This window comes from Paracoccus sp. pheM1 (genome assembly GCF_018499825.1).
GTDB lineage: Bacteria > Pseudomonadota > Alphaproteobacteria > Rhodobacterales > Rhodobacteraceae > Paracoccus > Paracoccus versutus.
In genome coordinates, this window is sequence record NZ_JAGXCX010000001.1 from 51,034 (window position 1) to 77,211 (window position 26,178).

29 protein-coding genes are annotated in these 26,178 nt (G+C 70.3%); 10 read left to right on the plus strand and 19 right to left on the minus strand.

What is annotated here, in order from left to right:
• The first annotated feature begins 8 nt into the window (after positions 1–8).
• The 4 genes from KF941_RS00205 to KF941_RS00220 are packed head-to-tail and all read left to right on the plus strand — an operon-like array spanning position 9 to position 4,096.
• On the plus strand, positions 9–1,121 hold the full coding sequence (locus KF941_RS00205; protein ID WP_214272252.1) for a DUF2169 domain-containing protein: 1,113 nt from the start codon (positions 9–11) through the stop codon (positions 1,119–1,121).
• Positions 1,118–2,182 carry a 3-oxoacyl-ACP synthase gene (locus KF941_RS00210; protein WP_214272253.1) on the plus strand — a complete coding sequence of 355 codons (1,065 nt, stop codon included), beginning with the start codon at positions 1,118–1,120 and terminating at the stop codon, positions 2,180–2,182. Before KF941_RS00205 ends, KF941_RS00210 begins: the two co-directional genes overlap by 4 nt.
• Positions 2,179–3,150, plus strand: coding sequence for a DUF4150 domain-containing protein (locus tag KF941_RS00215; RefSeq protein ID WP_214272254.1), 972 nt, complete (start codon positions 2,179–2,181; stop codon positions 3,148–3,150). Before KF941_RS00210 ends, KF941_RS00215 begins: the two co-directional genes overlap by 4 nt.
• A gap of 1 nt (position 3,151) precedes the next feature.
• A complete protein-coding gene (locus KF941_RS00220; protein ID WP_214272255.1) occupies positions 3,152–4,096 on the plus strand; it encodes a hypothetical protein in 945 nt (314 codons plus the stop codon).
• On the opposite strand, the gene KF941_RS00225 is transcribed toward KF941_RS00220, so the two are convergent.
• The 6 genes from KF941_RS00225 to meaB all read right to left on the minus strand — a co-directional run bounded on the left by KF941_RS00225 (position 4,084) and on the right by meaB (position 8,026).
• Positions 4,084–4,437 carry a hypothetical protein gene (locus KF941_RS00225; RefSeq protein WP_036756991.1) on the minus strand — a complete coding sequence of 118 codons (354 nt, stop codon included), beginning with the start codon at positions 4,435–4,437 and terminating at the stop codon, positions 4,084–4,086. The two genes, KF941_RS00220 and KF941_RS00225, sit on opposite strands and share 13 nt — an antisense overlap.
• Positions 4,437–4,853 carry a DUF6484 domain-containing protein gene (locus tag KF941_RS00230; protein ID WP_036756994.1) on the minus strand — a complete coding sequence of 139 codons (417 nt, stop codon included), beginning with the start codon at positions 4,851–4,853 and terminating at the stop codon, positions 4,437–4,439. Before KF941_RS00230 ends, KF941_RS00225 begins: the two co-directional genes overlap by 1 nt.
• Positions 4,854–4,943: 90 nt before the next feature.
• Positions 4,944–5,738 (minus strand): hypothetical protein, encoded by a 795-nt coding sequence (locus KF941_RS00235; RefSeq protein ID WP_214272256.1) that lies wholly within the window; start codon positions 5,736–5,738, stop codon positions 4,944–4,946.
• 259 nt (positions 5,739–5,997) lie between these two features.
• Entirely contained in the window at positions 5,998–6,273 is a 276-nt protein-coding gene (gene rpmB, locus KF941_RS00240) for a 50S ribosomal protein L28 (RefSeq protein WP_011748713.1), read from the minus strand.
• A gap of 155 nt (positions 6,274–6,428) precedes the next feature.
• Complete coding sequence (locus KF941_RS00245) at positions 6,429–7,019, minus strand: methylated-DNA--[protein]-cysteine S-methyltransferase (protein ID WP_072461720.1); 591 nt, start codon at positions 7,017–7,019, stop codon at positions 6,429–6,431.
• Positions 7,016–8,026 carry a methylmalonyl Co-A mutase-associated GTPase MeaB gene (gene meaB, locus KF941_RS00250; protein WP_214272257.1) on the minus strand — a complete coding sequence of 337 codons (1,011 nt, stop codon included), beginning with the start codon at positions 8,024–8,026 and terminating at the stop codon, positions 7,016–7,018. Before meaB ends, KF941_RS00245 begins: the two co-directional genes overlap by 4 nt.
• 139 nt (positions 8,027–8,165) lie before the next feature.
• Here meaB and KF941_RS00255 point away from each other — a divergent pair, with 139 nt between their 5' ends.
• From KF941_RS00255 to KF941_RS00265, 3 genes are all read left to right on the plus strand, one after another.
• A complete protein-coding gene (locus KF941_RS00255; RefSeq protein ID WP_214272258.1) occupies positions 8,166–8,525 on the plus strand; it encodes a SoxS protein in 360 nt (119 codons plus the stop codon).
• 81 nt (positions 8,526–8,606) lie between these two features.
• Positions 8,607–9,899, plus strand: a complete 1,293-nt coding sequence (serS, locus tag KF941_RS00260) for a serine--tRNA ligase (RefSeq protein ID WP_214272259.1) — start codon at positions 8,607–8,609, stop codon at positions 9,897–9,899.
• 77 nt (positions 9,900–9,976) lie between these two features.
• The gene (locus KF941_RS00265; RefSeq protein ID WP_240540175.1) at positions 9,977–10,816 is read left to right on the plus strand and encodes a hypothetical protein; all 840 of its coding nucleotides are present in this window, start codon (positions 9,977–9,979) and stop codon (positions 10,814–10,816) included.
• Between the two features lie 15 nt (positions 10,817–10,831).
• Here KF941_RS00265 and der read toward each other — a convergent pair whose 3' ends face one another.
• The 9 genes from der to KF941_RS00310 all read right to left on the minus strand — a co-directional run bounded on the left by der (position 10,832) and on the right by KF941_RS00310 (position 19,323).
• Entirely contained in the window at positions 10,832–12,298 is a 1,467-nt protein-coding gene (gene der, locus KF941_RS00270; protein WP_036757010.1) for a ribosome biogenesis GTPase Der, read from the minus strand.
• Positions 12,295–13,617 (minus strand): PQQ-binding-like beta-propeller repeat protein, encoded by a 1,323-nt coding sequence (locus KF941_RS00275; RefSeq protein ID WP_116221978.1) that lies wholly within the window; start codon positions 13,615–13,617, stop codon positions 12,295–12,297. The genes der and KF941_RS00275 overlap by 4 nt, the downstream gene beginning before the upstream one ends.
• 82 nt (positions 13,618–13,699) lie before the next feature.
• Complete coding sequence (locus tag KF941_RS00280; RefSeq protein ID WP_116221979.1) at positions 13,700–14,395, minus strand: tetratricopeptide repeat protein; 696 nt, start codon at positions 14,393–14,395, stop codon at positions 13,700–13,702.
• A 41-nt stretch (positions 14,396–14,436) separates the two neighbouring features.
• On the minus strand, positions 14,437–15,348 hold the full coding sequence (gene rarD / locus KF941_RS00285; RefSeq protein ID WP_072461725.1) for an EamA family transporter RarD: 912 nt from the start codon (positions 15,346–15,348) through the stop codon (positions 14,437–14,439).
• A gap of 332 nt (positions 15,349–15,680) precedes the next feature.
• Complete coding sequence (locus KF941_RS00290; protein WP_116171088.1) at positions 15,681–15,836, minus strand: Trm112 family protein; 156 nt, start codon at positions 15,834–15,836, stop codon at positions 15,681–15,683.
• Positions 15,837–15,871: 35 nt separating this feature from the next.
• Positions 15,872–16,510 (minus strand): LON peptidase substrate-binding domain-containing protein, encoded by a 639-nt coding sequence (locus KF941_RS00295; RefSeq protein ID WP_214272261.1) that lies wholly within the window; start codon positions 16,508–16,510, stop codon positions 15,872–15,874.
• A gap of 1 nt (position 16,511) precedes the next feature.
• Entirely contained in the window at positions 16,512–17,423 is a 912-nt protein-coding gene (locus KF941_RS00300; RefSeq protein ID WP_214272262.1) for a co-chaperone YbbN, read from the minus strand.
• Between the two features lie 109 nt (positions 17,424–17,532).
• A complete protein-coding gene (locus tag KF941_RS00305) occupies positions 17,533–18,318 on the minus strand; it encodes an exodeoxyribonuclease III (RefSeq protein WP_214272263.1) in 786 nt (261 codons plus the stop codon).
• A gap of 318 nt (positions 18,319–18,636) precedes the next feature.
• Complete coding sequence (locus KF941_RS00310) at positions 18,637–19,323, minus strand: response regulator transcription factor (RefSeq protein ID WP_036757032.1); 687 nt, start codon at positions 19,321–19,323, stop codon at positions 18,637–18,639.
• Positions 19,324–19,456: 133 nt separating this feature from the next.
• On the opposite strand from KF941_RS00310, the gene ribA reads away from it, so the two are divergent.
• A complete protein-coding gene (ribA, locus tag KF941_RS00315) occupies positions 19,457–20,518 on the plus strand; it encodes a GTP cyclohydrolase II (protein WP_214272264.1) in 1,062 nt (353 codons plus the stop codon).
• Complete coding sequence (locus KF941_RS00320; protein ID WP_258551878.1) at positions 20,515–21,051, plus strand: L,D-transpeptidase family protein; 537 nt, start codon at positions 20,515–20,517, stop codon at positions 21,049–21,051. Before ribA ends, KF941_RS00320 begins: the two co-directional genes overlap by 4 nt.
• A 22-nt stretch (positions 21,052–21,073) precedes the next feature.
• Here KF941_RS00320 and KF941_RS00325 read toward each other — a convergent pair whose 3' ends face one another.
• Together KF941_RS00325 and KF941_RS00330 are read right to left on the minus strand one after the other, a co-directional pair.
• A complete protein-coding gene (locus KF941_RS00325; protein ID WP_214272265.1) occupies positions 21,074–21,823 on the minus strand; it encodes an SDR family NAD(P)-dependent oxidoreductase in 750 nt (249 codons plus the stop codon).
• Between the two features lie 97 nt (positions 21,824–21,920).
• A complete protein-coding gene (locus KF941_RS00330) occupies positions 21,921–23,120 on the minus strand; it encodes a class I SAM-dependent RNA methyltransferase (RefSeq protein ID WP_240540176.1) in 1,200 nt (399 codons plus the stop codon).
• A 161-nt stretch (positions 23,121–23,281) separates the two neighbouring features.
• Between KF941_RS00330 and KF941_RS00335 the strand changes: the two genes are divergently transcribed.
• On the plus strand, positions 23,282–24,079 hold the full coding sequence (locus KF941_RS00335) for a VOC family protein (RefSeq protein WP_240540177.1): 798 nt from the start codon (positions 23,282–23,284) through the stop codon (positions 24,077–24,079).
• 90 nt (positions 24,080–24,169) lie between these two features.
• Here KF941_RS00335 and KF941_RS00340 read toward each other — a convergent pair whose 3' ends face one another.
• Together KF941_RS00340 and KF941_RS00345 are read right to left on the minus strand one after the other, a co-directional pair.
• Complete coding sequence (locus tag KF941_RS00340; RefSeq protein WP_116221983.1) at positions 24,170–24,958, minus strand: metallophosphoesterase; 789 nt, start codon at positions 24,956–24,958, stop codon at positions 24,170–24,172.
• Positions 24,955–25,917 carry a diacylglycerol kinase family protein gene (locus tag KF941_RS00345; RefSeq protein ID WP_214272266.1) on the minus strand — a complete coding sequence of 321 codons (963 nt, stop codon included), beginning with the start codon at positions 25,915–25,917 and terminating at the stop codon, positions 24,955–24,957. The genes KF941_RS00340 and KF941_RS00345 overlap by 4 nt, the downstream gene beginning before the upstream one ends.
• Positions 25,918–26,178: the final 261 nt, after the last annotated feature.

Genomic DNA, 26,178 nt, shown 5'->3' on the forward strand with positions numbered 1-26,178 from the left:
GGCGTGCCGTGCAGATCCTGGACCAGACCGGCTTTCCCCATCAGATGGGGACCGGCATGGACGTGGCCGGGCAGCCCTTCATGCTGCTGGTGGTCAAGGGCAGCTTCGCCTTTCCCGAGCGTGAAAGCGACCCGCCCCTGCCGCTTCAGGACCAGCGCCCGCTGGTCATGGCCGACGAATATACCGGCGCGCCGGGCTTTTCCGCACCGCTTTGGGAAAGCGATTTCGCCTTTCGCAAGCCTCTTTGCGACGTGGTGCTGAACGGCGCCGCCCATGCCCCCGGCGGCCGCCCGGTCGAGCGGCTGCGCGTGGGGCTGGCGGTGGGCAACTGGTCCAAGCAGTTCGACGTGGTCGGCCAGCGCGAATGGCGCACGCTGGGGCCGGCCATTGCCGCGACCCGGCCCTATCCCTTCACGCGGATGCCGTTTTCCTATGACACCGCCTTTGGCGGGCCCGACCGCAGCCGTCCGCCCGGCCCCGACGTGCCGGTCCATGCCGCCAATCCGGTGGGGCTGGGCTGGGCCACCGCCGCGGGCGGCAGTCCGGCGGGCCTCGCGCTGCCCAATACCGAGGCGCCGGGGCACGAGATCACCTCGCCCTATGGCGACTGGCAGCCGATGGCGCTGGGGCCCTACGGGCGCGGCTGGCCGCTGCGCCTGCCCTATGGCGGCACCTATGACGAGCGCTGGGTGGCGGAAACCGCGCCCTTCCTGCCGCGGGACTTCGACGAGCGTTACCACCAGATGGCGCCCCCCGACCAGCAGATCGTGCCGCCCGCGCCTTTTACGCCGGTGGTGCTGGTGCATCTGACCCCGCGCGGGCGCGAGGCGTTCCGCCTGCCCGACACCCGGCTGCCGTTCCGGGTCTGGCGCGGGCGCGACTGCTGCCTCGACACCGTGGCGCTGCCCGACACGCTGGCCATCGACGCCGAGGCGCGGGTCTTGATGCTGAGCTGGCGCGTGCAGGTGCCGATCCGCCGCACCATCGCCGAGTTCTCGCGCGCCTGGATCGGCGCGCCCACCGCCGCCATGCTGCGGGCCGAGCGCGAGGGGCGCGGCTATATCCGCCTGGCGGCCGTTCTGGGCGAGGGCGGGGGCGCGGACGGGGGGAACGGTCCATGATCGGCGTGCTGGCGGCGGGCATGGTCACGGCGGTGGGGCTGGACTGGGCCTCGTCGGCGGCGGCGATGCGGGCGCGGCTGGACGGGTTCGCCGAGACGCGCTTTACCGCCCCCGGCGGCTGGCGCATCGGCGCGCCGGTGCCGCTGCCGCGCAACTGGATCGGCCAGCGGCGCATGGCGCATCTGGCCGCCGGCGCCTTGGCCGACATCCTGCGCCAGGAACCCGCCGCCGCCGAGGCCGCACTGATCCTGTGCCTGGCCGAGGAGGGCCGCCCCGGCCGCCCGGTGCCCGATCCCTCGGCGCTGCTGCGGATGCTGTCGCAGATCCTTGGCCTGCCCGAGCGGCGGGCGCATGTGGTGGCGCATGGCCGGCCCTCGGGCTTCGCCGGGCTGGAGCGGGCGCGGCGCATGATCGCGGCGGGGCAGGCGGGGCGGGTGATCCTGCTGGGGCTCGACAGCTACCTGACCGGGCCGGCGCTGGCGCATTACGCGGGGCTGGAGCGGCTGCTCCAGGATGGCAATGCTGACGGCTTCATTCCCGGCGAGGCGGCGGCGGCGGTGCTGCTGGGGTCGGGCGGCGCCCTGCGGCTGACCGGGCTGGGCCTGGCGCGCGAGGTGGCCTTCCTGGGCAACGGCCGGGGCGAGGGGGGCGCGGACCTGCCCCTGCGCGGCGACGGCATGGCCGCGGCCTATCGCGCCGCCCTGGCCGAGGCCGAGACCGACCTTGCCCATGTCGAATACCGTATCTCGGACCTGCCGGGCGAGCAGCATTTCTTCCGCCAGGCTGCGCTGATGACCTTGCGGCTGGAACGCGGCCGCTCGGCCTTCCAGGACTTGTGGAGCCCGGCCGAGAGCCTGGGCAATATCGGCGCGGCCGTGGTGCCCGTCCTGCTGGGCATGGCGCTGGCGGCCGTGCGCAGGGGCTATGCGCCGGGCTCGCCGGTGCTGGTCGATGCCTCGGGTGACGATGGCGCCTGCGGGGCGGCGGTGCTGCACGAGGCGCGCGGCGCCGCCCGGCGCGTCTCGGCCGAGGATCGCCTTGCCACGGGGGCGGCGCGATGAGCGGGGTTTTCGCCAACGGGCTGGAGATCAGCGGCAAGGCGGTCAACGCCCAGACCATCGCCGCCTTTCCCGACACCTGCTTCACCCCGCCCGAGAACCCGGCGACGCCGCCGGGCGTGCCGGTGCCCTATCCCAGCTTCGGCATGGCCTCGGACACGGAAAACGGCACCGGGACGGTGTTCATCCGCGGCAAGACGTTGAACATCAAGAACAAGTCCGACGTCAGCCGCACCTCGGGGACCGAGGCGGGTTGCGCGGCGAAAAAGGGCATCATCACCTCGAAGAACACCGGCAAGAAATACTTCACCTCGTGGTCGAACGACGTGAAATTCGACGGCGAGCCGGTGATCCGCTTTTCCGACCTCGCCACGCACAACCACGCCTCGCCCGGCGGGCAGACGCCGCCTTTCCCCGAGATCTGCGCGGCGAACCAGGCCTTTGCCGATTGCGTGACGCTGCTGAACAAGCTGGAAATGCAGCTGCACGAACATGGCAAGTCCCCTTGCAAGCATCCCGACCAGTCCGAGCATCCGCTGGAAAACCAGATGATGCAGAAATCGCGGGGCGGCACGAATTATGCCGCCTTTCCTGGCTATCATGTGGACAAGGCGCCCTGCATCTGCATGCGCTCCTTCAACCTGAACCCCGATGGCAGCCCCAAAAGCGGCGCGGGCAGCATGAAGGGGGCGCCGCATCCGATGAAGTCCAAGGCCAACCGCGATCTCTTGAAGAAGAGCCCCAAGCCGACCGTGCGCGAGGCGCTGGACGAGACCAAGCAAGCCTATGGCGATCACCATGACAAGCTGCAACCGCCCACCTCGGAAGAAGAAAAGAAGGCCGCGCTGGAATGCATCGAGGTGGTGATCGTGACCTATCTGCAAAGCGTGGCCAAGCCCAAGCAGAATGCCGACGGCTCGACCAGCCAGCCATCGACGCAGGACGTCCTGAATACCCAGTTGAGGAATTGACATGGCCGATACCGACACCCCTTCCGGCAATCCCCTGGACGATCTCGACCCTTCCGAGGTGAGGATCGAGGCGGTGGATGCCTTTCACCTGGGCGGCACGCGCTATGCCGCCAGTTTCGAATTGACCGACATCCATTGCGAATTCTCGCGGTCCTTCCTGCTCGACATCGACTTCGGCGAGACGCTGACCTTTACGGTGCGGTTGCAGATCGAGGACGCGATCAATTCCCATGCCACGCTGGCGCCGGACAGGCATGTCGTGCTGGAACTGGGCGGGTTGATCCATGACCTGACGCCTGCGGGCGACAGCGTCACCGCCTTGCCCGAGGGCGTATTGCGGCGGATCTGGCATCTGGAGGGCGGCCCGCAATTCGTCTTTGGCGACCGCGGCGTGGCCTATGTCCGCGAACCGGGCGGCGACTGGGAGTTGATCGCCCCCCATGATCTGGCGGTGTTGCGCGCCATTCACGGCAGATCGGCCCAGGATGTGCATGCCTGCGGCCATGGCGGGTTGCTTCTGCGGCTGGAAGGCCGCGCCTGGGTGCCGGTGGAGATCCCCGACCAGCGCAATTTCTACGCCCTGGAGGTCTCGGCCGATGGTGCAATGCATTTCGGAGGCGCCGAGGGCACCGCCTATGCGCTGATGGGCGAGGAATTGACGCCGTTGGAGGCTGCGCCTTGGGATTATTTCGGCATCTGCAGTTTCAAGGGCCGCCGCTACTGGACCGATTCCTCCTATGGCATCAGCGTGCAGGAGGGCAACGCGCTGCGTCCGTTCCGCAAACTGGGGCAGGGATTTTTCATGCACGCCTCGGCCGAAAAGCTGGTGATCTCGGGCTGGAAGGAGATCTTCATCTTCGACGGCGAGAACTGGGAGGGGTTCGAGATGGGCTATGACGGCAATATCTTCCTGCGCCGGCTCGACATGGCGGATTATGGCGGCTGACCCAGCCGGCCGGCCAGATAGGCCCTGACCTTGTCCAGGTCCAGCGCGGCCACCCGCAGCCCCTCGGCGCCGGGTTGCAGCATGCGCAGCACGAACAGTTCGCCCGGCTCGGGATATTCGGCCATGCGCGCCTCGGCCATGCGCAGCCCCTCGGCGCCGGCCAGGCGCAGCCCGTCCAGATGCGCCTCCAGCCGCTCCAGCAGGCGGGCGATGCGCAGGGCGTCCATCTCGGGGTTTTCCTCGGGGAAAAGCATCGCCCGGTCGTAGAGCGTCCACAGGAAGGCCGCCTGCTCGGCGTGCTGGCGCAGGATCTCGGGCAGGGCGGGGGCGGGCGGATACATCAGTTCAGGTTGATCGAGCCGCCCCGGATGCGGTTCGCCGCCGAGGCGTGGCTGACCAGATAGGTGCCGCGGATGGTGATATGGCCGTCCGCCTCCATCACGATCGAGGCCTTGCCGCAGCGCAGTTCGATCCGTTGCCGGGCGGTGATGCGCAAGGGCTCGCCATCGGCGACCGCCACCGGCCCGGCGGGCATGGCCGAGACGATGCGGCCGATCACCAGCGGCCGGGCTGCGTCGCCATCCTCGAACAGGATGGCAAGCTCGATGCCGATGTCGCCCGGATCGAAACGCACCAGGCTGCGCGCCGGGACCGCCTGGGCCGAGGGATTGCCGGGAAAGACCACCAGCGGCCGCCCCTTTTCCAGGCCCAGCAGCATGCCGATCACCACGCCGCCGCGAACATCCTCGCCGATCATGCCCAGCCCTCCGCCCCGGCTGCGGCGATGATAGCATGGCCGGGGCCCGAGTTCACCGGCTTTCGCGGCCTGGCCCGCCTGTGCGAGGGGCTATGGCCCGGCGATGCGGCGCAGGAAATCCGTCAGCCGGTGACGGGCGGCGAAACCGCCGCAGAAGGACGAAAAGATCGCGCGGAGCTGCTGATCGCTGTGGTCCTGGCCCAGCGTGCCGTAATCCCGCCCCTCCACCAGCTCCGCGCCGAGCTTTTCGGACAGCACGGGCTTGCCGGCGAGATACGAGGACAGCAGCCGCGGATATTCGGTATAGATGCCATCGGCGAAATGGATGTTGACGACGCCGCGGCTGTCGCAGACGGCCTTGTGCAGGTCTGCGCCATAGGTCTCGGACAGCACGTGGCAATGATCCTTGGGCAGCCGGGCCAGGATCTTGGCCCTGCGGTCGTTGAGGGCGCCGAAGAACACCGGCGGGCATTGCCCGGCCCGATAGGGCACCGGCCGGCAGGGAAAGACATGCGGGCCGAACAGCACCCGGCGCCGCAGAAAGCCGGGAAGCCATCGGTAATAGGGGGCGTTGGCGGGGCTGAGGTCCAGGATGAGGTGATAGAACAGCAGCTGTTTCAGCAACCGCCGTGGGCGAGGCTTTCTCCACATCGCACGGCCGTCTTCGTCGAAGTAATGTTCGGTCTGGATGCCGAGCCGCAGCCCCCTGCGGAACAGGGCGGGGCCGAATTTCCGATGGATGCCGACATAGATGTTGATCCGGGCGGCGGGAAGGTTTTCCGCCCGGATGCCGGCCAGCATGTCGCGGGCGAACTGATCGAGGACGGGATGATTGGAAAAGACGGTGAGGGAGCCGATCTTGTGTTCCCGAACCGGATCACCCATCGCGGCCTCGTCTGGAAAAGCCTGCTTGCCGTTTCATGCCCCGGCCGCCGTCGATGCCGGGCGGGACAGGGCCGGACAGGATGTGCCCGCCGACCCTGGGGACCGCGCGGGACATCGTGCGGGACGATGCCGCCGATCCGCGGCGGGGCGGCTGTGGCGCGTTCCGATGCCGGCCCGAGGCATATGCAAAGGCCCCGCCGTTGCCGGCAGGGCGCATCGCATGGGACCGGCCCCGAATCGGCGCCACGGTCGAAGGGGATCAGGCTTTCGCCAGTTCGCGCTTGATCTTCAGCGCGCGGTCGGACAGTTCCGCGTCCTTGGCCTTCGCCAGGAAGGCGTCCAGGCCGCCGCGGTGATCGACCGAGCGCAGGGCCGCGGCCGAGATGCGCAGCTGGTAGCTGCGGCCCAGCTTTTCCGACAGCAGCGAGACTTCGTTCAGGTTGGGCAGAAACCGGCGGCGGGTCTTGTTGTTGGCGTGGGAGACGTTGTTGCCGCTCATCGGGCCCTTGCCGGTCAGTTCGCAAACGCGCGACATGATCTTGTTCCTTCGATTCGATCCTGCACGGGCGGCTGCCCGCAATATGAAAGGGCGCCGCGTGGCAGCGCCCGGAAATCCGTTTGCGCGGAATAAAGCGAGACGGGGGGCGCGTCAAGCGTTTTCGCCGGGCCGTCCGCTGCCGTCGAGGCGCTTCATGCGGCGAAATGCGTGGATTCATGCGCGATCAGCGCCTGCTTGCGCCACAGCCCGCCACCATAGCCGGTCAGGGCGCCGTCCGAGCCGATCACCCGGTGGCAGGGAATCACCACCGCGAAGGGGTTGGCGCCATTGGCCCGCGCCACGGCGCGGATGGCCGTGGGCCGGCCGATGCGCCGCGCCAGCTCGGCATAGCTGATGGTCCGGCCTGCGGGGATCTGTTGCAGATCCTGCCAGACCCGGTTCTGGAAAGGGGTGCCGGACAGCGCCAGCGGCAGCTCGAACCCGGCGCAACGGCCCGAGAAATAGGCCGAAAGCTGCGCCTGGGCGCGGTCGGTGACGGCGGTGCGGCCGCAGCCGATCGCGGCCCTCGCGTGCCGCGCCGCCCGGCGCAGCCCCGCCCCGAGCCGGGCGGGGTCGGCAAATTCCAGCAGGTGCAGGTGCGTGTCGTCGGCCAGGGCGACCATGCCGCCCAGGGGCGTGTCGATCCAGCCCGCCAGCAGCCGGGCATCCGGCGCCGGGGCCTGGCCCAGCAGCGCCGGCAGGGCCTGGCGGAAATCCTGCGCGTCTTCCAGCGCGGCGCTCATGCGCCTTGCAGCGACCGGGGGCGGGTCGATCCGGCCTCGGGCGCGGCCAGCCAGTCCAGAATCTGCGCCGCCGCCGAATCGGGGTCGCTTTCGCCCCGCGCCACCGCGTCGCCCATCTCGCGCAGCCGGGCGCGCACCTCGGGCCGGTCGAGCCGCGCCAGGAGCCCGGCGCGCAGCTCGGACAGGAACCAGTGCCGCGCCTGCTCGGCCCGGCGGGCGTCGAAATGCCCGTGCTCGCGCCGCCAGTCGGCCAGCCAGGTCATGTTGGCCCAGGCCTTTTCCAGCCCCTCGCCGGTATAGGCGGAAACCGGCAGCGCCTTGGGGAACCCCTCGGGGTCGTAGGGGCGCTTGCGCAAGAGCCGCAGCGCGCCGGCGTAATCGGCCACCGTGCGCATCGCGGTCTCGCGCAGATCGCCGTCGGCCTTGTTGACCAGGATGATGTCGGCGATCTCCATGATGCCGCGCTTGACGCCCTGCAGCTCGTCGCCTCCGGCGGGGGCGAGCAGCAGGATGAACAGGTCCGACATCTCGGCCACCAGGGTTTCGCTTTGCCCGACGCCCACCGTCTCGATCAGCACCACGTCGAAACCGGCCGCCTCGCAGAGCCGCACGGTTTCGCGGGTGCGCCGGGCGACGCCGCCGAGTTCGGCGCGCGAGGGCGAGGGGCGGATGAAGGCGTTCGGGTCGCGCGAGAGCGTTTCCATCCGGGTCTTGTCGCCCAGGATCGAGCCGCCCGAGCGCGCCGAACTGGGGTCGACGGCCAGGACCGCGACCTTGAGGCCCTGCGCGGTCAGCATCTTGCCGAAGGCCTCGATGAAGGTGGACTTGCCGACCCCCGGCGTGCCCGACAGGCCGATGCGCAGGGCCTGCCGCTCGGGCAGCGCGGCCAGCAGCGCGACGGCGCGGGCGCGGTGGTCGGGGCGGGTGCTTTCGATCAGCGTGATCGCGCGGGACAGCGCGCGGCGATTGCCCTGCGTCAGGGGTTCGGTCAGTTCGTCCATGCCCATCCCGGCTGCATCCTTGCGACGCGGGGGCCGACTGCCCCCGCACCCCCGTGGATATTTCCACACGGAAGACATGTAAACGCCGGGCCGTTGTGGTGGAAGGGTGTGTGGGGTAGGTCTGGCGCGGGAAACGGAGCGGGTCATGCTGACACGGCGGGCGATTCTGGCCGGGATGGCGGCGGCGATGGCGGCGGGGCCGGTGGCGGCGGCGGCCGGGTTGCAGTTGCTGATGGTGCGGCGCCGGGGCTGCGTCTATTGCGCGCAATGGGATCGCGAGATCGCTCCGGTCTACGGGCGGCATCCCGAGGGGCGGGCGGCGCCGCTGCTGATGGTCGACCGGGACGGGCCCTGGCCCGACGGGCTGGTGCTGGCGCGGCGGCCCTGGCTGACGCCCACCTTCATCCTGCTGCAAGGCGGGGTCGAGCAGGTGCGCGTCGAGGGCTATCCGGGGCGGGAGCGGTTCTTCGGGGTCTTGCGCGACATGCTGGCTGCGGCGGGTTGAGGGGGCGGGCTGAGGCTTTCGCCTTGCGCCGCTTTGGGTTATCCGGGCCTACAGTAAGCACTTACTTAACACGGGTCAGCCATGCACGACATCCGCGCCATCCGCGAAAACCCCACCGCCTTCGACGCTGCGCTTGGCTTGCGCAACATGGCCCCGGTTTCGCCCGAGATCCTGTCGCTGGATGCCGACCGCCGGTCCCGCATCGCCGCCGCCGAGACCGCCCAGGCCGAGCAGAACCGGGCCAGCAAGGAGGCCGGCGCCGCCAAGGGCCGCGGCGATGATGCCGAGTTCCAGCGGCTGCGCGCCCTGGTGAGCGCCAAGAAGGACGAGACCTCCCGGTTGCAGGCCGAGGCCGCGGCGCTGGACGCGAAACTGCGCGAGTTGTTGCTGGCCGTTCCGAACCTGCCCCTGGAGAGCGTGCCGGCGGGCCAGGACGAGGATGACAATGTCGAGATCCGGCGCTGGGGCGAGCCGCGTGCCTTCGACTTTGCCCCGCGCGAGCATTTCGAGATCGCGGGTGTCCGCCCCGGCATGGATTTCGAGACCGCCGCCAAGCTTTCGGGCGCGCGTTTCGTGGTGCTGAAGGGCGGCGTCGCCCGCATCCATCGCGCGCTGGCGCAGTTCATGCTGGACCTGCATGTCGCCGAGCATGGGCTGGAAGAGACCTGGGCGCCGGTGCTGGTCCTGTCCGAGATGATGGAGGGCACCGGGCAATTGCCGAAATTCGGCGAGGACAGCTATCAGACCCGCGAAGGCTGGTGGCTGATCCCGACATCCGAGGTCACGCTGACCAATACCGTGAACGGCGACCTGGTCGATCATGCCAGCCTGCCGCGGCGCCTGGTGGCGCATAGCCAGTGCTTCCGGTCCGAGGCCGGCAGTGCCGGGCGCGACACCGCGGGAATGCTGCGCCAGCACCAGTTCGAGAAGGTCGAGATGGTCTCGATCACCGATGCGGAATCGGGGGTGGCGGAACATGCCCGCATGACCCGCTGTGCCGAGACGGTGCTGGAGCGGCTGGGCCTGCCCTATCGCACCATCGTGCTGTGCGGCGGCGACATGGGCTTCGGCGCCCGCATCACCCATGACCTGGAAGTCTGGCTGCCGGGGCAGGGTCGGTATCGCGAGATTTCCTCGGTCAGCTATTGCGGCGATTTCCAGGCGCGGCGGATGAATGCGCGCTATCGCCCGGCCGGCGGCGGCAAGCCCGAGTTCGTCCATACGCTGAACGGCTCGGGCCTGGCGGTGGGGCGCACGCTGATCGCGGTGCTGGAGAACGGCCAGCAGGCGGACGGCTCGGTCCTGCTGCCCGAGGCGCTGCATCCCTATCTGGGCGGCCGGACGCGGCTGGGCGCGGACGGCGTGCTGGCGTGAATTAACAAAAGATAGATCGCGCGAAACCCGCCGCGAGCGGGCGGCGTTTCCTGCCCATGTCTCGCGCGGGCGCCCTGTTGCTGATCCTGGCAGTGCTGGTCTTCATTGCCAGCACGCTGCTGCATGCGGTCCAGCCCGGCCCGCCGATGCCGGCCCTGGCGGATGGGGGCTACGGCCTGTCGCCCTGGCATGGCCTGGGCGATTTTTCCGCCCCTTCGGTCGATCTGTCGGCGCTGTTCCTGCAGCCTCGGGGCCCCGGCATGGCCGGGTTGCTGGGCATGACCTGGCTGGCGCTGGCCTATCACGCCGGGCGGCGCTGGCTTGAGCTGCGGCGGATGCGCCTGGCGCAGGCGGCGGCGCCAGACGAGGGGGGCGAGCTGCCGCCGCAAAGCCTGGGCCCGCCGACCGCCGGCCACCTGCTGCGGCTGCATCGCCATGACGACAGCCTGGCCGAACATGCGCCGCTGATCGTCGGGCTGCTGGCGGGCGCGGTCTGGCCCTGGCTGCTGCGCAGCCATCCCGTCGCCGCCTTCCTGCTGTCGGCGGCCATGCTGGCGGGCTTCCTGGCGGCGGCGCTGCGGGGGGTCCGGGTCGGCAGCCTGGTGCAGCGCAGCTCGGCGCTGGGCTTCGTGGCGGGCTGGGGGCTGCTGGTCAGCTTTGCCGTCTTTGCCGGGCTGCTGCGCGACCGGCTGGGCGTGCCGCAGGAGGTGGCGGCCGTGGTCGCGCTGCTGATCGGCTCGGTCGCCGCCGTCAGCGTGCAGTTGCGGCTGGGACGGCGGATCGGCTTCAGCGTGGCGCTGATCTGGGGGCTGATCGGCATCGCCGCGGCCACCGTCACCAGCGCCGCGGCCATTGCCACCATGACCGTCATCGCCATCGCCATCATTGCCGTGGCGCTGGTGCGGGTGTTGACCTAGGCGGCGGCCGCCCGCCTAGCTGCCCTTGGGCTTTTGCCGCTGCCTGTGCTTGGAGAGCGCGCCGGACTGGCTGATCTTGCTGGCCTTGTCCTTGTAGGGGTTCTTGGTCCCCTGGTCGCGGAAGGTCAGCCGGATCGGCGTGCCCGGCATGTCGAAATCGGCCCGCAGCCCGTTGACGAGATAGCGCTGGTAGCTGTCGGGCAGCTTGTCGGTATGGGTCGCCATGACCACGAAGGCCGGCGGCCGGGTCTTGACCTGGGTGATATAGCGCAGGCGGATGCGGCGGCCGCCGGGCGCGGGCGGCGGATGCGCCTCGGTCATGGCGGAAAGCCACTGGTTCAGCCGGGCGGTGGGGATGCGGCGGTTCCAGACCTCATGCGCCTTCAGGATGGCGTTGTGCAGCCGGTCCAGCCCCTTGCCGGTGCGGGCCGAGACCGTGACCAGGGGCGCGCCCTTCAGCTGCGGCAAGAGCCGCTCGAAGGCCTCGCGCAGTTCCTTGAGCTTTTCGGGCTTGTCCTCTTCCAGATCCCATTTGTTCGCGGCGACGACCACGGCGCGGCCCTCGGTCTCGGCGAAATCGGCGATGCGCAGGTCTTGCTGCTCGAAGGGGATGCCGACGTCCAGAAGCACCACCACCACCTCGGCAAAGCGCACGGCGCGCAGGCCGTCGGCGACGGAAAGCTTTTCCACCTTGTCGGTCACGCGCGCCTTCTTGCGCATGCCGGCGGTGTCGAAGATGCGGACCGGCGTGCCCATGAAATTCGTGCTGACGCTGATCGAATCGCGGGTGATGCCGGCCTCGGGGCCGGTCAGCAGCCGGTCCTCGCCCAGGATCTTGTTGATGAGCGTCGACTTGCCGGCATTCGGCCGGCCGATCACCGCGATCTGCAAGGGTTTCTGCGGGCTGGGGCGCCAGTCCTCGTCCTCGTCGCCATCCTCGACGGCGACATCGGTTTCCGGCGCCTGCTGGACGTTCTGCGCCTCGAACTGCTCGGCCAGGGGCAAGAGCGCGCGGTAGAGGTCGTCCATGCCCTCGCCATGCTCGGCCGAGATGCGCAGGGGCTCGCCCAGGCCAAGCGCATAGGCCTCCATCGCGCCCGCCTCGCCGGCGCGGCCCTCGGCCTTGTTGGCGGCCAGGATGACGTGCTTCGCGCGCTTGCGCAGGATGTCGGCGAAATATTCGTCGGCCGCGGTCACGCCGACGCGGGCGTCGATCACGAACAGGCAGACATCGGCCTCGTCCACCGCGCGCTCGGTCAGGCGGCGCATGCGGCCTTGCAGGCTGTCGTCCTCGGCGATCTCCAGCCCGGCCGAATCGACCACGATGAAGCGCAGGTCGCCCAGCCGTCCCGCGCCCTCGCGCAGGTCGCGGGTCACGCCGGGCTGGTCGTCGACCAATGCCAGGCGCTTGCCGACAAGGCGGTTGAACAGCGTGGACTTGCCGACATTGGGGCGCCCGACAATGGCGAGGGTAAAGCTCATCTGTATGCGATCAACTGGCCGTCATGGGTGACGACGTAAAGGGTCTGGCCCGCGACGGCCGGGCCTGCCGCGGCGCCGCCGGGGATCTGGGCGGTGCCGATCAGCGCGCCCGAGGCGGGATCGAAGACGCGCAGATAGCCGTCCGACGAGGCAAGGTAAAGCTTGGAACCGGCCAGCACCGGGCCGTAATGGTTCCAGACCCGGTCCTGCTTGCGGATGACCTGTTCGGTGAAATAGGGCAGCTTCTGCGCCCAGACCCGGCCGCCGTTGGCCGCGTCCAGCCGGATCAGCTGCGCCTGGTCGTTGACCAGGAAGACCGAGTTGCCGGCGGCCAGCACCGGGCTGGCCGCGCCCTCGCGCGCGTGCCATTTCATCGTGCCGGTGGTCAGGTCATAGGCGCCGACGCCGCCGGCGCTGGTGCCGGCATAAAGCGTATTGCCCAGGATGACCGGGTCGCCGGTCATGTCGCGGAAATAGCTGACCGCGCGGCCCAGCCGGGTGCCGCCGACATTGGCGACCCAAAGCTGGCTGCCGTCGCCGGCGTCGACGCCCGCCAGCGCGCCGGTGTTCGACGGAAAGACCACCGTGCCGCCCGAAACCGCGGGCGAGGGGGCGCCCATCACCCCGGCCATGTCCTTGTTGCCGAAGCTGCGCCACAGCACCTTGCCGTCATTGGCGCGCACCGCCCAGCCGGTCTGTTCGCGGTCCATCACATAGACCACGCCATTCGCGACCGTGGGCGCGCCGCCGATGGTCGAGCCGACCTTCTGCCGCCAGGCGACGCCGCCGGTGCGGGCATCCAGCGCCACCAGCTCGCCATAGCCGGTCGAGGCGAAGACGCGGTTGCCCTCGAAGGCCAGCCCGCCGCCCGAGACGCTGCGGTCGCTTTCGCCGGCCGGGCGCAGGTCCACGCTCCAGACCCGGCCGCCGCCGGTGGTGGTGGCGGTGACGGTGGACTGGCTGTCCAGCGCAAAGACCAGCCCGCCCGCGACCACCGGGTCGGCGGTGATGCGGTGGCGCTTGTCCGAGGCCGCGCCGATGGGTGCGGCCCAGATCCGCTGCGTGCCGGCGCCAAGCGCGGCATTGCCCGGCGCATGGGCGGCATTGCCGGCGCGCTGCGGCCAGTCGGCATTGGCGCGCACCGGCGGCAGCGACAGGGCGGCGGTGGTCGGCGCCTGCGCGCCCTCGGTCGCGGGGCTGTCGGGGGACAGCACGGCGCGCGGGTCCAGCCGTTCGCCGGGCAGGATGGTGTCGCGCTCGGCGCAGGCCGAAAGGGCGGTCAGGCCAGCCAGAGCGGCGATCAGGGACAGCCTCGTCATCGCTTTCTCCTTTATCCGGGCCGGGGTGACATCGGGTTTCGGCCGCGGGCGCGTTGGTTCGGTTTGCCGGCGGGACCGGCCATCAGTTCGCGGCGGGGGCCGGCATGGTCTGGGGCACGGGGCCTTCGGCGGGCTCGGGCTCGACCCCCAGGGTGATCATCATCTCGGACAGGCGGCGGCGCAAGGGCTCGGACAGCCCGTCCTTTTGCTGGATCTGGCCGATCAGCATCACCGCATCCTCGGTGCGGCCGGCGCCGATCAGCGCCACCGCCTTCTGCTCCAGCGCCAGCAGCTCGAAGGGCGCGCCGGGCTTGGAGAGATCCGCCAGCAGCCGGTCGCGTTCGGCCGCATCCATCGCCGGGCCCGCCACCATCACCGCCTTGAGCAGCGCAAGATCGCGCAGCACCGCATCGTTGCGCAGCCCCTCGGCCGCGGCCTTCAGCCGCTCGGCGGCCTTCTGCGGCAGGCCGGCCTCGGCCTCTGCGCCGGCGGCCAGCATCTCGGCCAGCAGCTTGCGGCCGGCCGAGCCGGCGGGATCGACGGTGGAAAGCGCGGCGATCGGATCCTGGCCCTGGCGCGCGGCCAGGACGGCGTCGCCCCAGGCCTCGGCCCGGCTTTCGGCCTGGCTGCCGGAATATTCCCGCCAGGCGGCGCCGCCGACGATGCCCAGGATCACCAGGAGCGCGATCCAGCCATAGCGGCGGAACAGCGCGAACAGCCGGTCGCGGCGCAGATCCTCGGTGACCTCGTCGATGAAGCTGTCGTTCTGATTGGCCATGTCGCCCCCGGATGTTCTTTCGCGCTGTTCTATACGCGGTTTCACCCGTTTGCCAATGGCGGGGCGTGGCGGGACTGGCGCAGGGCCGAGGCGGAATAGATCGCCAGCGCCGCCCAGATCATCGCAAAGGCGATCATGTGCCAGCCGGTGAAGGGTTCGCCGAAAAGCAGCACGGCGCACAGGAATTGCAGCGTCGGGTTCAGGTAGAACATCAGCCCCAGCGTGGCCATGCCCACCCGCCGCGCGGCATAGCTGAACAGGATCAGCGGCACCGCCGTCACCGCGCCCGAGGCGACCAGCAGCAGCGTGTCCGGCAGATTCGCGCCGAAGCCCAGCGGCTCGGCCAGAGGCGCGGGCATCGCGCCCAGCGACTGGGCGACCAGCCAGCCAAGCGCCAGCGGCGCCAGCAGCGCGACCTCGGCCGCGACGGAAAGCACCGGCCCCAGCGGCAGCGCCTTCTTGACCGCGCCGTAGAGGACGAAGGTCAGCGCCAGCCCCAGGCTGATCCAGGGGGCGACGCCCAGGCCCCAGGTCAGCAGCGCCACCGCCAGCGCCGCCAGCAGGACCGCCAGCGCCTGCACGCGGGTCAGGCTTTCGCCGAAGAACAGCACCCCCATCACCACCGCGGCCAGGGGAAAGATGTAATAGCCAAGCGAGCTTTGCACGACGTGGCCGGACTGCACCGCCCAGATGAACATGCCCCAGTTGGTCGAGACGGTCAGCGCCGCAAAGGCGATCCGCCCCAGCTGGCGACCGCTCAGGGCGGCGCGCAGCTGGCCCAACCGGCCCTGGACACCCAGGATGGCCAGGAACAGCGCCAGCGACCAGATGGTGCGATGCGCCAGCACCTCGACGGTGGGCACGCCGGCCAGCGCGCGATAATAGATCGGCGACAGGCCCCAGGTCACGCAGACCGCGATCATCGCCCAGAAGCCCTTGGTCCATTCGCTCATGCGTGATTCCTTTCGTCCCGCCAGCCATGCGTCCGATTCGCGGCAAGGGCAAGGCCGGGCCCCCACGATCCGGCCAGGGCCGGCCGCGCCGATGGGCAAGAGGCCGGTTCCCCTGGCCTTCCGCCGGGCCTTGGCCGGACGGTGGCCGACGCCGCGGCCGCAGCGCATGGGCAAGGGTGCGCGGGGCCGGTTCCCCTGGCTTCCCGCCGGGCCTTGGCCCCGCAAGGCCACGCGGCCTTCGCCGGGCGCGAGGGAGGGAGGCCGAGGCCCGGCCCGATCCACGGTTGCGAGGCCCAGGGGACACGCAGCCAGCCGGCCGCGCGGGCTTTCCCTCAGGCGCGGATCTGGCGCGCCTCGTTCAGCAGCATGATCGGGATGCCGCCCCGGATCGGAAAGGCCAGCCCGGCCGCTTCCGAGACCAGCTCCTGCGCCTGCGCGTCATAACGCAGCGTCGTATGCGTCACCGGGCAGACCAGCGCCTCGAGCATGTGGCGGTCGTAGCCGCGTTCGGAGGTGTCGTCGGTCACTGGATCGTCTCCTCGTTGTCGCCGCCGTGCAGGGCGTATTCCAGCAGCCCCTCCAGCAGTTCGCGGCGGCCGGCAAGCGCCGGCGCCTCCAGCAGGGCCTGCTTTTCCTCGGGGGCAAAGGGCAGCAGCATGGACAGCGAATTGACCAGCGTCTCCGCCTCCGAAGCCTCGGCGGCATCCCAGTCGGTGGACAGGCCGCGCTGCTCCATGTAGCGGCCCAGCCGCGCCATGAAGCCCTTGCGGTCGAAACGCGGGTCTTCCTCGGGCTGGAGGGCCAGGTCGCCCTCATAGCCCGACCAGTCCACCTGGCCGCGCAGATAGGGGGTGAAGCCGGGCCGCACCTCGTTCAGCCGAAACCGCGAACGCGCCCGAAGCGAAATCATCAGCCGGCCGTCGTCCAGCTCGGAAAAGGCCACGATCCGGCCCGCGCAGCCGACCGAGGCCAGCGAATCGAGCCCGCCCTCGGCCGGCTGGATCATGCCGATCAGCCGCGAGGGGGTCTTCAGCACGTCCTCGACCATCTGCAGGTAGCGCGGCTCGAAGATCTGCAGGGGCAGGCGGGTGCGGGGCATCAGCACCGCGCCCGGCAGCGGGAACAGCGGGACGGTCTCGGGCAGGTCGATGCCGCGCGCCATGTCAGGCGAAGATCAGCGAGGACAGGCGGCGACGCCCCTTCTGCGCCAGCGGATCGGTGGGCTTCATCGCATCGAAGATGGTCAGAAGCTGCGCCTTGGCCGCGCCCTCGTTCCAGTCGCGGTCGCGGCGGAAGGCCTCCAGAAGCTGGTCGATCGCCTCCTCGACGTCGCCCGCGGCATGCAGCGCGGTGGCATAGTCGAAGCGCGCCTGCTGGTCGGCGGGATCGGCCTCGACCTTCTGGCGCAGCTCGTCCAGAGGGCCGGCGCTCGCGGCCTGCCGCGCCAGCTGCAGCTGCGCGCGCGCCGCCTCGACGGGCGCGGCACTGGCGATGGCGGCGGGCACCTGCGCCAGGGCTTCCTCGGCCCGGTCGGCATGGCCGGCGGCCAGATGGGCGCGGATCAGCCCGCCCCAGGCGGCGGCGTTCTCGGGCTCCTCGCCCAGGATGGCCGAGAAGGTCTCGGCGGCATCCTCGGCCGCGCCTTCGGCGATCATCGCCTCGGCGGCATCCAGCGCCTCGGCCAGCCCGCCGTCATCGCCGCCAAGCGCCACCAGCTTCTCGACGAACTGCTTGATCTGGCTTTGCGGGATCGCGCCCTGGAAACCGTCGACCGGCTGGCCCTGGAAGAAGGCATAGACGGTCGGGATCGACTGCACGCGCAACTGGCCGGCGATCATCTGGTTCTCGTCCACATTGACCTTGGCCATGCGGACGCGGCCCTTGTGGCGGGCGACCTCGACCTCCAGCTGCGGGCCAAGCGTCTTGCAGGGGCCGCACCAGGGCGCCCAGAAATCGACGATGACCGGCACCTGCATCGAGGCTTCGACCACCTCGGCCATGAAGGTCGCCTCGGACACGTCCTTGATGAAATCGGCAGGGGCGGCATCTTTGGGGGCGGAGCCAAGCTCGAGCATCGGGTATCCTCATGCGAAAGGGTCGCCTCCTAGATGGCGCAGCGACCGGCGCGATGCAAGATTGGCCGCGCCCCGCGCGCCCCTGCGGCGATGCGCCGCAGCGGAGGGGTCAGAGATCGAAGCTGGCCAGCACCGGGACGTGGTCGCTGGGCTGCTGCCAGCCGCGCAGGGGCCGCAGGATGCGGCTGTCGTGGCCGGCATTGGCGATGTCGGGCGTGGCCCAGATATGGTCCAGCCGCCGGCCCTTGTCGGCCGCGTCCCAGTCGCGCGCGCGATAGCTCCACCAGCTGTAGAGCAGGCCCTGCGGGATGTCCTTGCGGGTGATGTCCACCCATTTGCCGGCATCCTGCGCCGCGCCCAGGTGCTCGACCTCGACGGGCGTGTGGCTGACGATCTTCAGCAGCGCCTTGTGGTTCCAGACGTCGTCCTCGCGCGGGGCGATGTTCAGGTCGCCCACCATGATCGAGCGCGCGGGCCGGTCGGCATGGAAGACGTCGCGCATCTCGGTCAGGAAATCCAGCTTCTGGCCGAACTTGACGTTCTGCTCGCGGTCGGGAATGTCGCCGCCCGCCGGGACATAGAAATTGTGGATGGTGACGCCGTTTTCCAGCTGCGCGGCGACATGGCGGGCATGGCCGAGCCTGGCATAGTCGCGGTCGCCCGCATCCTCGATCGGCAGCTTCGACAGGATGGCGACGCCGTTGTAGCCCTTCTGCCCGCGCGCGACGAAATGGTGGTAGCCCAGTGCCCGGAACGCCTCCAGCGGGATCTTCTCGACCGGGCTCTTGGTCTCCTGCAGGCACAGGATGTCCGGGGCTTCCTCGGCCAGCAGGCGGGCGACGAGGCCCTCGCGCAGGCGGACCGAGTTGATGTTCCAGGTGGCGATGGTGAACACGGGCAGGCTCCTTATTCCGGGCGCGACCCTAGGGGGCAAGGCCCGGCTTGTCCATCGCTGCCGGACCGGGGGTTTCACACCCCCGGACCCCCGTGGGATATTTGGACACAGAAGAACAGCACCGAGAGGCTGCTTCTTTCGTGGAAAAATATCCTCTGGGGGTGCGGGGGGCGAAGCGCCCCCGCGGGACGGCGCCCATGGAAAACCCGGCCGCCGGGCTGGGCCGGGGCCGGGTCATCATGTGGCCGCATCCTCCGACCACCGGGCTTCGCAAGCAGAACCCGCAAGCCGCGTGCGGGTTCCGCCGATCGGTGCGGATCAGGCGACCAGGCGATAGCCGCCCGATTCCGTGACCAGCAGGCGCGCGTTCGAGGGGTCGGGCTCGATCTTCTGGCGCAGGCGGTAGATATGGGTTTCCAGCGTATGCGTGGTCACGCCGGCATTGTAGCCCCAGACCTCGTGCAAGAGCACGTCGCGCGGCACCACCCCGTCCTGGGCGCGATACAGGAATTTCAGGATGTTGGTTTCCTTTTCCGTCAGCCGGATCTTGCGGTCCTTCTGGTCGATCAGCATCTTCATCGCCGGCTTGAACGTATAGGGGCCAAGCTGGAAGATCGCGTCCTCGGACTGCTCATGCGTGCGCAGCTGCGCGCGCAGCCGCGCCAGCAGCACCGGGAACTTGAACGGCTTGGTGATATAGTCGTTCGCCCCCGAATCCAGGCCCAGGATGGTGTCGGCATCGGTGTCGTGGCCGGTCAGCATGACGATGGGGCATTTCACCCCCTGCTTGCGCAGCCGCTTGCACAGCTCGCGCCCGTCGGTATCGGGCAGGCCCACGTCCAGCACCACGAGGTCGAAGATCGCGCCCTTGGTCCTTTCGACCGCCTCATGGCCCGAGCCCGCTTCGAACACCTCGAAATCCTCGGTGGCGACCAATTGCTCGGCCAGCGCCTCGCGCAGGTCATCCTCGTCATCGACCAGCAGGATCTTTTTCAGTCCGGCCATTCTTGCCTCCTTTGGCGTTATGGCGGAAAACTGTGGCGCGGCGCGGCAGGCGTCCAGCGGTTTGCAGCAATTCTCACATGGAGTTGTCGGAAATCCGCCCTATGTTTCAGATTGTTTCAACCATGCTGGCCCGATGACCCTGATCCCGACCCTGACCGAGACCCTGTCGCGCGCCCGCGCGGATCTGCGCATCGGCCTGCCCGTGGTGATCGGCGACCAGCTTGTCGCGGCGGCCGAGACGCTGGCCGCCCCCCGGCTGGAGGCGATGCGCGCGTTTGGCCCGGCCGTGCTGGCCATCACCGGCCCGCGCGCCGAGACGCTGAAGGTCCGGGTCTATGACGGCGACCTGGCGCGGATCGAGGTGCCGGGCGATGCCGATCTGGCCTGGCTGCGCGCGGTGGCCGATCCGGCGGGCGACCTGATGACGCCGATGAAGGGCCCCTTCCGCAGCCCGCGCGGCGGCGATGTGGACGCCCATCGCGCCGGCATCGCGCTGGCGAAATCGGCGCAGCTTCTGCCCGCCGTGCTGGTGGTGCCCGTGGCCGGGCCGGCCGAGGGGCTGACGCGGCTGTCGCCCGGTCCCGCGCTGGCGCAGATGGCGACCGAGGCCGCGATGGCCCCCGTCGCCGCCGCGCGCCTGCCGCTGCTGGCGGCCGAGAATTCCAAGCTGCACATCTTCCGCCCCGATACCGGCGAGGCCGAGCATTACGCCGTCGAGATCGGCGCCCCCTCGCGCGCGGCGCCGGTGCTGGCGCGGCTGCATTCGGCCTGCTTCACCGGCGACGTGCTGGGCAGCCTGAAATGCGATTGCGGGCCGCAGTTGCATGCCGCCCTGGCCGCCATGGGCCAGGCGGGCGAAGGGGTGCTGCTTTACCTGAACCAGGAGGGGCGCGGCATCGGCCTGGCCAACAAGATGCGCGCCTATGCCCTGCAGAACCAGGGTTTCGACACGGTCGAGGCCAATCACCGCCTGGGGTTCGAGGATGACGAGCGCGATTTCCGCATCGGTGCCGGCATCCTGAAGAAGATGGGCTTCGGCGCGGTGCGGCTGATGACCAACAATCCGAAAAAGGTCGCCATGCTGGAGGGCCACGGCATCCGCGTGGCCGAGCGCGTGCCGCTGATCACGCCGCGCAACCGCCACAATACCGGCTACCTGGACGTGAAGGCCGCGAAATCGGGCCATCTGCTGTGAGGCTGCTGCTGACGCCCATGGGGCTGCGGGCGGGGTCGCGGGTCATTCCCTGCGCGGTGGGGCGCGGCGGCATCCGTACCGACAAGCGCGAAGGCGACGGCGCGACGCCCGTGGGCCGGCACCGCATCGTCGGGCTGCTCTATCGTCCCGACCGGGTGACGCGGCCGGCGGCCTGGGCGCGGCCGATCCTGCCGGGCGACCTGTGGTGCGATGCATCAGACCATCCGGCCTATAACCATCCGGTGCGCGCGCCCTTCGGCCCCAGCCACGAGGCGATGCGGCGCTCTGATCCGCTTTACGACATCGTGCTGGTGACGGATTGGAACTGGCCCGATGCCCGGCCGGGCGCGGGGTCCGCGATCTTCCTGCACCAATGGCGCCGGCCGGGGTTTCCGACCGCGGGCTGCATCGCCATGGCGCGGCGCGACCTGGCCTGGCTCGCCTCGGCCGTCGCGCCGGGGGATGTGCTGGACATCCCCGCCCTGCCGCGCTGGCCGGGGCGCAAGGCCACGGTGCGGCACGGCAAGGACTGAGGACGGCAAGGGCTGAGGCGCGTCAGAGCGCCGTATAGCCGCCGTCCACCAGGTGATAGCTGCCGGTGATGAAGCTGGCGCGCTCCGAAAGCAGGAACAGGACAAGCCCCGCCACCTCGTCCGCCCGGCCCAGCCGGCCGACGGGATGGCGGGCGACCAGCGCCTGCTTGACCTCCGGGTCCAGCTGGTCGAGCAGCGGCGTGTCGATGAAGGCCGGGCCGACCGAGTTCACCCGGATGCCCTGCGCCGCATATTCCAGCGCCGCGTTCTTGGTCATGCCCACCACGGCATGCTTGGCCGAGACATAGGCCCCGGCCCCGTTGAACCCGACCGAGCCGAGGATCGAGGCCATGTTCACGATCGCCCCGCCGGCCGATTCCAGCATGGCCGGAATGCCGTAGCGCATGCCATAGAAGACCGCGTTCAGGTTGACGTCGATCACCTTTTGCCAGCCGTCCAGCGGGTATTCCCCGACCGGCGCGCTGGGGCCGCCGATGCCGGCATTGTTCACCAGCAGGTGCAGCCCGCCCAGCCCCTTGGCGACCTCGACGGCCTTGCGCACCTGCTCGGGGTCAGAGACGTCGCCCGCCACGGCCTCGGCCCGGCCGCCCGCGGCGACGATCCGCTCGGCGGTGGCGCGGGCCGTCGCTTCATGCAGGTCGGCCGCCACCACCGTGGCGCCCGAGGCGGCCAGTTCCAGCGCGATCGCCTCGCCCAGCCCCGAACCGGCGCCGGTGACAAGGGCGATCTGGTTGTCGAAACGAATATCCATGCGATTCTCCTGCGCGGTTCCGGGACAGCATATCATCCGCCGGGAACCCGTCCCTGCGACCAACCGTATCAATGCGCGGCGGCGGCCTGGGTTCCCGTTACAGCGGCCCGGTCTGCCACAGCCGGATCTTCAGCCCGCCATGAGCGACGTAGGGGCCCGGTTCGCGAAAGGGCAGGCCGGTGGCGCGGGCCAACGGCGCCTCGCTGGTGACAAGGCCGACGCGCCAGCCGCGGAAGCGTTCGCGCAGCACCTCGCCCAGCGTCGCGTGCAGGCCGAAAAGCGGACCCTTGTTGCCGATGCGCGCGCCATAGGGCGGGTTGACCATGACCAGGCCCGGCGGGCCTTCGGGGCGGAGGAGATCGCCGATGGCGCGGTTTTCGAAGCTGGTCCAGCCGTCCAGCCCGGCGCGGGCGGCGTTTTCGCGGCTCATGCGGATCGCGCCGGGGTCGCGGTCGCTGCCGTGGTAGCGGGGCTCGGCCGGCGCGGGCGGGGCAGGGGCGTTGCGCATCGCCTGCCATGCCTGCGCGTCGAAGCTTGGCAGCCGTTCGAAGGCGAAAGGCCGCATCCGTCCGGGGCTGAGGCCCGCCGCGATCTCGGCCGCCTCGATGACGAAGGTGCCCGAGCCGCACATCGGGTCCAGCACCGGCTCGGCCCCGTCGAAGCCGCATTGGCGCAGGAACATCGCCGCCATGGTCTCGCGCATCGGCGCCTTGCCCACCGCCTGCTTGTGGCCGCGCCGGTGCAGCGATTCGCCCGATGTGTCCAGGCTGATGGTGCAAAGGTCATCCTCGATGCGGATCTTCAGCGTGACCGGCGCGTCCTCGGCCACGGGGGCGCCCAGGCTGTCGCGGATCGCGGCCTCGATGCGCTGGGTGATGGCGCCGGCGTGATAGATGCGGGACTTGCGGCTGCTGGCCTCGATGCGGATGGGCACGTCCGGGCGCAGCCAGTCGGCCCAGGGAAAGCGGCGCGCGCGCTTGTCGAGCTGCGCCGGATGCAGGGCGCGAAAGGCGCCGATGCGTGCGAGGACGCGGGTCGCGCCGCGGATTTCCAGGTTCGCCCGCCAGACATCCGCCCAGCCGCCGGTGAACGTGACGCCGCCGGGCTGGGCCTGCGCGTCCCAGCCGAGCGCGCGGGCTTCCGCCGCCAGCGGTTCTTCAAGGCCGGGGGTGGCGACCAGGAAGATCTCCATCCGCGCCGGATCGGCGGCCAGCGGCGCGGCGTCAGGCTGCGGCCGGGGCGGGGTCTTGGCGGATCGGGTCTTGGCGGGTTGGGTCTTGGTGGTGCGGGGCTTCATCGGGTTCCGGCTGGCGAAAGGGCCCCGCATCATGCGCCGGGGCGCGGGCGAAGGCAATCCGTGGCCATTGTCGCCGTTGCGGCGTCAGTATTCCCCGATTGGCGCCATTCCGTGCCATGCGCATCGCCCCTATCTTGGGCGCAACAGGATATAAGGAGAGCATGATGGCCACGAGTGACGCCCCCATCCAGATCGGCCGGGTGGCCCTGATCGTCAACGACCTGGACCGGGTCGGGGATTTCTACCGCTCGGTGATCGGGCTGGAGCGGATTTCCGGCAGCGGCGAAGAGCTGGTGCTGGGCGCGGGCGACAAGCCGCTGCTGGAGCTGCGCCGCGACCGGGCCGCCCGCCCGCGGCCGCAAGAGGCGGGGCTGTTCCATACCGCCTTCCTTCTGCCCGACCGCGCGGCGCTGGGACGCTGGCTGCGCTTCGTTGCCGGGCGCGGGATCGGGCTCGACGGGGCCTCGGACCATCTGGTCAGCGAGGCGCTCTATCTGCGCGACCCCGAGGGCAACGGCATCGAGGTCTATGCCGACCGTCCCCGCAGCGCCTGGCAGCATGACGGGGCCGAGGTGCGGATGGACACGCTGGCGCTGGACATGGCGGACCTGCTGGCGGCGGATGCGGGCGCCTGGACCGGCGCGCCGGAGGGAAGCGTGGTGGGCCATGTCCACCTGCAGGTGGGCGACGTGGCCGCGGCCGAGGATTTCTGCATGAACCGCCTGGGCATGGAGCGGATGGCGCATCGCTTTGGCGCGAGCTTCTTTGCCACCGGCGGCTATCATCACCATCTGGCAGGCAATGTCTGGAACAGCCGCGGCGCGGGGTTGCGCAGCCCCGGTTCGGCCGGGCTGGCCGAGGTGGTGCTGGCCGCCGATCCCGACCGGCTGCGGGGGCTGGGGGCGGCGGCATTGCGCGATCCCTGGGGCACCGTCTTCCGCGTCGAGCCCAAGGGTTGAGCGGGGCCGGGGGCTTTGCCCCCGTGCCTCCCGGACCCCTCGATGGGGTCCGGGAGGCGCTCCCCCAGGGTATTTATGCAACGAAGAAGATCAGGCCGGGCGCCAGAGCCCCTCGCGGCGGGTGAAGCGCAGCTGTTCGGGCGGTCGGAAGCCGGGCTCGGTCATGGGCGCGACGTGGCGCTCGACCAGCAGGTCGGGGCCGGCGAACTCCAGCACGGCGAATTCGTTCTGCCGGTCGCCGGGCCGGTCGCACAGCGCGGTGCCGGCCTGGACTTGCAGGATCGGCCGCCCCCGTTCGCCCAGGAAGGCGCCGATCGACCACAGGTGCAGGTGGCCGGTCAGGACCAGCTGCACGCCCTCGGCCTGGAAGCCGGCCAGCGCCGGGGCGGCGCCCTGCATCAGCGCCTTGTCCACCTGCGGGCGCTGCTGCATCGGGTGGTGCAGCGCGACGATGTTGATGCAGGCGGGGTCCAGCCCGGCGATCACCCGCGCCACCTGCGCGGGCGTGACGATGCCGCGCTGCCAGGACATCGGGTCCACGCTGTTGATGCCCTGCACCCGCAGGTTGCCGACATGGCCCACGGGCTCGAGGTTCTGGGCGATGGCGCGCCGCCAGCGCCGCCAGGGGCGCATCATCCGGTCCGCCAGCTTGTAGAGCGGGATGTCGTGGTTGCCGGGCACCGCCAGCAGCGGCGCCTCGATCCGGCGCAGGAAGGCCGCGGCCTGCGCGAATTGCGCCGAGCGGCCGCGATGGGTCAGGTCGCCCGTCACCACCACCAGATCGGCGCGGGCGGCGTTGATGCGGTCGATCAGCGGCTCGACCAGCGGCTTGCGCTCCAGCCCGAAATGCAGGTCCGAGAGATGCAGGATGCGCGTCATCCGGCATCCCGCCCGCCGCTATCGGCCGGAACCAGCACCTTCAGCGCGCCCCGGCGCACGCGGATGCGAAAGGGCGAATCCATCCAGGTCTTTTCGCCGTCATGGGCGACATATTCATGGCGCGGCACGGTCTCCAGCTCGAATTCATCGGCGCAGATCAGGTCGAAATCGGCATAGCGCGCCGTCTTGCCCAGGGCCAGCCGCAGCGCCGAGCGCACCAGCGGCCCCGGCCGCTTCGCCCGCGCCAGCAGCAGCGCCATCTGGCCCTGGCGCACGCAATCGGCCCCTTCCAGCCCGAAGGTGTCGAGCTGGTAGGCGCTTTTCGCCACGAAGGCCAGGGCGGTGGTGAAGCGCCGCTCTTCGCCGTTCGCGCGCACGGTCAGGTGCAGCGGGCGGCGCAGCGTCCACAGCGCCGCCACCGCCGACCAATAGGCCGCCAGCCGCGACCGGCCCCAGCGCCGATAGATGCTTTCGCGGCGCCGCAGGATCTCGGGATAGGCGCCGAAGCTGATATTGTTCAGGAAGATCATGCCGTTCATCTCGCCGACATGGACGCGGCGGATGCGGGGGGCGTCGAAGATCGCCAGCGCCGCCTCGACCGTCTCGCCCGAGCCGAGGTCGCGGGCGAAATAGTTGAAGGTGCCGCCGGGGATCACCGCCATCGCCGCCGGGGTGCCGGCGACCGCGCCGGCCACGGCCGCCTGGGTGCCGTCGCCGCCGGCGGCGACGATCAGGTCGAACCCCTCGGCCACCGCCTCGCGGGCCATGGCGGGCAGGTCGGCACCCTTGCCGGTGCCGCGGAACCGAAGCTCGGCCACCCGGCCCTGCAAGGCCGCGCGCAGCTTGCCCGCGATGTCGTCGCCCGCCTCGCGCCCCGAGCCCATGTTCACGATGGCGCAGACCCGCGCCCTGGCCAGGTCGAAATCGGGGCTTGCTGCCGGCTCGTCCTGGCCGTTCATGTCCTGGTCCTTTCCGCATTGCCACGCCCCCCGAACCCGCGGCCCCGGCGCCCGGTTCCGGTTCCCGCCGGGGCCGGGGTTGCGACAATTCGCCGGCCGGCGCTAATCCTGATCTTTTTACTTGCCTTTCTGGACCCGCTTTGACAGATTGCCGGCGGGAAGCTGAAGGGCGGGATTTCCAGACCGCCGCCCGACCGGCCGTGCCCCTTGGGGATTGCGGCGGTTCGCCACCCGAGACATCAGTTGCCAAACCCTGCGCAG

What these genes read in the sequence shown, in the direction of transcription:
- KF941_RS00210 (WP_214272253.1), top strand. Translation starts at nt 1,118, where the DNA reads ATGATCGGCGTGCTGGCGGCGGGCATGGTCACGGCGGTGGGGCTGGAC.
- KF941_RS00215 (WP_214272254.1), top strand. Translation starts at nt 2,179, where the DNA reads ATGAGCGGGGTTTTCGCCAACGGGCTGGAGATCAGCGGCAAGGCGGTC.
- KF941_RS00220 (WP_214272255.1), top strand. Translation starts at nt 3,152, where the DNA reads ATGGCCGATACCGACACCCCTTCCGGCAATCCCCTGGACGATCTCGAC.
- KF941_RS00225 (WP_036756991.1), bottom strand. Translation starts at nt 4,437, where the DNA reads ATGTATCCGCCCGCCCCCGCCCTGCCCGAGATCCTGCGCCAGCACGCC.
- KF941_RS00230 (WP_036756994.1), bottom strand. Translation starts at nt 4,853, where the DNA reads ATGATCGGCGAGGATGTTCGCGGCGGCGTGGTGATCGGCATGCTGCTG.
- KF941_RS00235 (WP_214272256.1), bottom strand. Translation starts at nt 5,738, where the DNA reads ATGGGTGATCCGGTTCGGGAACACAAGATCGGCTCCCTCACCGTCTTT.
- rpmB (WP_011748713.1), bottom strand. Translation starts at nt 6,273, where the DNA reads ATGTCGCGCGTTTGCGAACTGACCGGCAAGGGCCCGATGAGCGGCAAC.
- KF941_RS00245 (WP_072461720.1), bottom strand. Translation starts at nt 7,019, where the DNA reads ATGAGCGCCGCGCTGGAAGACGCGCAGGATTTCCGCCAGGCCCTGCCG.
- meaB (WP_214272257.1), bottom strand. Translation starts at nt 8,026, where the DNA reads ATGGGCATGGACGAACTGACCGAACCCCTGACGCAGGGCAATCGCCGC.
- KF941_RS00255 (WP_214272258.1), top strand. Translation starts at nt 8,166, where the DNA reads ATGCTGACACGGCGGGCGATTCTGGCCGGGATGGCGGCGGCGATGGCG.
- serS (WP_214272259.1), top strand. Translation starts at nt 8,607, where the DNA reads ATGCACGACATCCGCGCCATCCGCGAAAACCCCACCGCCTTCGACGCT.
- der (WP_036757010.1), bottom strand. Translation starts at nt 12,298, where the DNA reads ATGAGCTTTACCCTCGCCATTGTCGGGCGCCCCAATGTCGGCAAGTCC.
- KF941_RS00275 (WP_116221978.1), bottom strand. Translation starts at nt 13,617, where the DNA reads ATGACGAGGCTGTCCCTGATCGCCGCTCTGGCTGGCCTGACCGCCCTT.
- KF941_RS00280 (WP_116221979.1), bottom strand. Translation starts at nt 14,395, where the DNA reads ATGGCCAATCAGAACGACAGCTTCATCGACGAGGTCACCGAGGATCTG.
- rarD (WP_072461725.1), bottom strand. Translation starts at nt 15,348, where the DNA reads ATGAGCGAATGGACCAAGGGCTTCTGGGCGATGATCGCGGTCTGCGTG.
- KF941_RS00290 (WP_116171088.1), bottom strand. Translation starts at nt 15,836, where the DNA reads ATGCTCGAGGCGCTGGTCTGCCCGGTGACGCATACGACGCTGCGTTAT.
- KF941_RS00295 (WP_214272261.1), bottom strand. Translation starts at nt 16,510, where the DNA reads ATGGCGCGCGGCATCGACCTGCCCGAGACCGTCCCGCTGTTCCCGCTG.
- KF941_RS00300 (WP_214272262.1), bottom strand. Translation starts at nt 17,423, where the DNA reads ATGCTCGAGCTTGGCTCCGCCCCCAAAGATGCCGCCCCTGCCGATTTC.
- KF941_RS00310 (WP_036757032.1), bottom strand. Translation starts at nt 19,323, where the DNA reads ATGGCCGGACTGAAAAAGATCCTGCTGGTCGATGACGAGGATGACCTG.
- ribA (WP_214272264.1), top strand. Translation starts at nt 19,457, where the DNA reads ATGACCCTGATCCCGACCCTGACCGAGACCCTGTCGCGCGCCCGCGCG.
- KF941_RS00325 (WP_214272265.1), bottom strand. Translation starts at nt 21,823, where the DNA reads ATGGATATTCGTTTCGACAACCAGATCGCCCTTGTCACCGGCGCCGGT.
- KF941_RS00330 (WP_240540176.1), bottom strand. Translation starts at nt 23,120, where the DNA reads ATGAAGCCCCGCACCACCAAGACCCAACCCGCCAAGACCCGATCCGCC.
- KF941_RS00335 (WP_240540177.1), top strand. Translation starts at nt 23,282, where the DNA reads ATGATGGCCACGAGTGACGCCCCCATCCAGATCGGCCGGGTGGCCCTG.
- KF941_RS00340 (WP_116221983.1), bottom strand. Translation starts at nt 24,958, where the DNA reads ATGACGCGCATCCTGCATCTCTCGGACCTGCATTTCGGGCTGGAGCGC.
- KF941_RS00345 (WP_214272266.1), bottom strand. Translation starts at nt 25,917, where the DNA reads ATGAACGGCCAGGACGAGCCGGCAGCAAGCCCCGATTTCGACCTGGCC.